Origin of the sequence: Gilliamella sp. Nev6-6 (assembly GCF_001690605.1) — a bacterium.
GTDB lineage: Bacteria > Pseudomonadota > Gammaproteobacteria > Enterobacterales > Orbaceae > Gilliamella > Gilliamella apicola_C.
The window spans coordinates 1-3,357 of the sequence record NZ_LZHP01000069.1 but is presented as its reverse complement, the minus strand read 5'-3'; the positions used below and the strand labels follow the sequence as shown (position 1 = coordinate 3,357).

3 protein-coding genes and 1 pseudogene are annotated in these 3,357 nt (G+C 38.2%); all 4 read left to right on the top strand.

Annotated features, from left to right (window positions below):
* Window positions 1-111: 111 nt before the first annotated feature.
* Window positions 112-495, top strand: a complete 384-nt coding sequence (locus tag A9G42_RS08445) for a DUF596 domain-containing protein (RefSeq protein ID WP_065587967.1) — start codon at window positions 112-114, stop codon at window positions 493-495.
* 485 nt (window positions 496-980) lie between these two features.
* Entirely contained in the window at window positions 981-1,559 is a 579-nt protein-coding gene (locus A9G42_RS14150) for a hypothetical protein (protein ID WP_082212066.1), read from the top strand.
* A complete protein-coding gene (locus A9G42_RS08435; protein WP_065653185.1) occupies window positions 1,559-1,936 on the top strand; it encodes a DUF7674 family protein in 378 nt (125 codons plus the stop codon). The genes A9G42_RS14150 and A9G42_RS08435 overlap by 1 nt, the downstream gene beginning before the upstream one ends.
* A gap of 305 nt (window positions 1,937-2,241) precedes the next feature.
* Window positions 2,242-3,357: pseudogene (locus A9G42_RS08430) on the top strand (hemagglutinin repeat-containing protein); the annotation flags it as partial.

The following is a 3,357-nucleotide window of genomic DNA, read 5'->3' as shown; positions in this document are numbered from 1 at the left end:
CTCTAATACAGGTGCTCGTTGGACTATTGATATAAGAAATAGCCCAACTTTAACAAATTTATATAGAGGGTTGAGAACTGGAGCAGAAATTAAATTTAGGTAGGAAAAAATATGATAAATGAAAATGATTATAAAAATATTATTGATTGGTCAGAACTAAGAACTTTTAGTGGATTATGGAATTGTATTGCCCCTGATATGTTCCCTTCTCTAAAATCTAATGAAGAAAAATTTCCATTTCAAGAGAGAAAAGAACTCTTTTTTTATTTTGTGAAAAGATTATTAAAAGAAGGTCGACTTAAATTAGCAAAAAATGGTCAGTTATTAGGAGGCTCAATCGATGAACAAGTCAAACTGTTTTATGATGCTTTTCCAAAAACAGAAGACGACATGTTTGATAAACAAAAACTGATGGATGATTATTGGTTTTTTGATGAGTCTTGTCCAGCAGAAGCGGTGTGGGTTAATGAAGATGGTTCGTTAGAGTGGACTTAGTTTGCTGAGTTGTTTAAGCTTCTTGTAAATTTTGGGCATTAAATAGTTAAGGGTGATAGTTAATTTGTTAACCTGATATACCTTATAAAACTTTTATTTATTTGGTGGCAGTTAACACTGTCACCAAGTCCTCTAATAATAACTGAAGAATAATAGTTTTAAATTGATTTTTACACATAGTGCACTTGTTTTTGCCTATTCAAAATACAAAATAACACGCCAATCTACCGTTTTACTCACAAAAATTGGTCAGAAAACATATTGATTTTATTTGATTTTTTATTTTAAGAATGATGGCTAAGAATAACATGAACTCTTTTACAACAACACCGACCTAAAAGGGGGCGGTCATCTCCTCAGAAGCGAAAGATACCAGTAAAAACCGCCTTGATACGGGCACAATAAGCTTTAGTGATATCGAAAACAAAGCGGACTATAAAGTCAGTAGCAGCAGTGCTGGCATTAGTTCCAGTGGCATGCCATCGATGCCAACCAGTCGTAACAAGTCAGAGAAGGCAAACTCGACGACGCAATCTGCGGTATCGGAAGGCACGATTATAATTCGCAATAAGGATGAACAAAAACAGAATATCGATAGCTTAAGTCGTGATACCGAGCAGGCGAGTAACGAGCTCAAACACATCTTTAGCAAAGAAAAAGAGCAAGACATCATCGATCAAACACGCTTAGTGAGTGAAATTGGTGGTGAAACTAATTCTAAGCTCAATAGTGATCCTAAAGATCGGATACAACATGAGAATTATAAAGATGATTTACGTGCTAAAATGGAAAAACCAAATGTAAAAGATCCAGAACTTAAAAATATAATGGATGACTTATATCGACCTAATGCGAAAATAGGCAGCGGTAGTACGGCAGATGCAGTGAGATATGAAACGGCTACTGGTCAAAATGTAGGTGGAAAATTATATTTAGAAAAAGCTAAAAATTATGTTAAAGCATTAGAATCTTGGTTGAAACGTAATCCTACTGCAGCTTCTGCTGATAGAGCTGCGGCTGAAAATGTAATGAAAGATCTGAAAAATGCGATTAGAGGGAAATAATGAATAATACTCTTAAAGAATATCTTAGTTATTTTTTCATACTATCTAATGAGATTGAAATTTTATTAAATGAGTTTGAACATGAATGGGGAGAGGATGAAGATCCTCCGTATATATTTCTTTTTTCTAAAGTAGGAAAAGTTATAGCAAATAACATCTCCTACTGTGATGACAAAGAGAGACTTGAAATTTTCTCACATATTGAATCTGGAATTAATTCTGGTGATGAGTACCTTTCTACTGCTGTTGCAACAGGATTGATTGAAGCATTGGTAAATACTTCTGATGGCAATCCTGAATTATGGGATAGAATAGAAGACTATTTAGGTACTGAATCAAAAAAATATGCTTTAGCATGGAAAAACTTTGGGCAGTAACTATATAACTCTAGTTTTTTGAGTCTATTATAAAACTTGAGTTATAATTTTTGGCTGAACTCTCCTTGAGGCATTTGTTAATTCATAGTGATATAAAAAAACAAGATCTTAGACCCTATCCTACATTTTGTGTTTTTTCCAGTTAGAGGTGGCAGTTAATCCTGTCACCAAATCTTTATAATTCTTCATGGCACAAAATCAAATCCAACCAAAACAAACCAAACCAAACAAAACAGTATAGACTCCTGAATTATTTTTACAAAACGAAGTTGTAATTATCCTCTAACTTACGTTTTAAAAGCAATGCCAACTTTAGCCGAGAGCGAGAAAATGCGGATGGTAGTGCTTGGACAGAAAGCGTGATTGATGCGAAAAACAAGCTCACCATCAAAACGGGCAACGACACTAACATCATTGGCGGCCAATTAAAAGGCAACACGGTCAACATGGATGTGGGTAACAACTTAAACATCCAATCACTGCAAGATACGGACGACTATGATTACGAAAAAATCAGTGCTTCGGTCAGTGGCAGTGCTGGCTTTGGTGGCTTTAGTGCCAACGGCTCATTATCGAGTACGGACATCGACAGCAAATGGGCAAGTGTCACCGACCAATCGGGTATTTTTGCTGGCAGTGGTGGTTTTGACATCAAGGTAGGCAACAACACCGACCTAAAAGGGGCGGTCATCTCCTCGGAAGCCGAAGACCCGAGCAAAAACCGCCTTGATACGGGCACAATAAGCTTTAGTGATATCGAAAACAAAGCGGACTACAAAGTCAGTAGCAGCAGTGCTGGCATTAGCTCCAGTGGCATGCCATCGATGCCAACCAGTCGTAACAAGTCAGAGAAGGCAAACTCGACGACGCAATCTGCGGTATCAGAAGGCACGATTATAATTCGCAACAAGGACGGACAACAACAGGATATTGATGATTTAAGCAGAGATACCGAGCAGGCGAGTAACGAGCTCAAACACATCTTTAGCAAAGAAAAAGAGCAAGACATCATCGACCAAACACGCTTAGTGAGTGAGATTGGCGGTGAAACCTTAACCATGCTCAATCATATCGACCGCATAAGCGCAGAATCTGCAGCGAACAAAAAGCTAAAAGAAGAGCAAAAAAAAGCGAAAGAGCAAGGCCTCGTTTTAACCGACGAGCAGGAACAGAAAATCTATGAAAAGGCCTACAACAATGCGATGAACGAAGGGATGTCAGCGATGGGCAGTGACACCCGTCAAGGCGTTGAAATGGCGGTTAACATTATTAATGGGCTAATCACGGGCGACATGACAGGGGCTGTTGCGGGGGCATTAGCACCGAAGATAGCCACCATAATCAAACAACAGACAGAAGGAAACACCGTCGCCAACACAATTAGCCATGCTATACTGGGCGCAGTAGTTGCTGAGCTACAA

What these genes read in the sequence shown, in the direction of transcription:
- A9G42_RS08445 (WP_065587967.1), top strand. Translation starts at nt 112, where the DNA reads ATGATAAATGAAAATGATTATAAAAATATTATTGATTGGTCAGAACTA.
- A9G42_RS14150 (WP_082212066.1), top strand. Translation starts at nt 981, where the DNA reads ATGCCAACCAGTCGTAACAAGTCAGAGAAGGCAAACTCGACGACGCAA.
- A9G42_RS08435 (WP_065653185.1), top strand. Translation starts at nt 1,559, where the DNA reads ATGAATAATACTCTTAAAGAATATCTTAGTTATTTTTTCATACTATCT.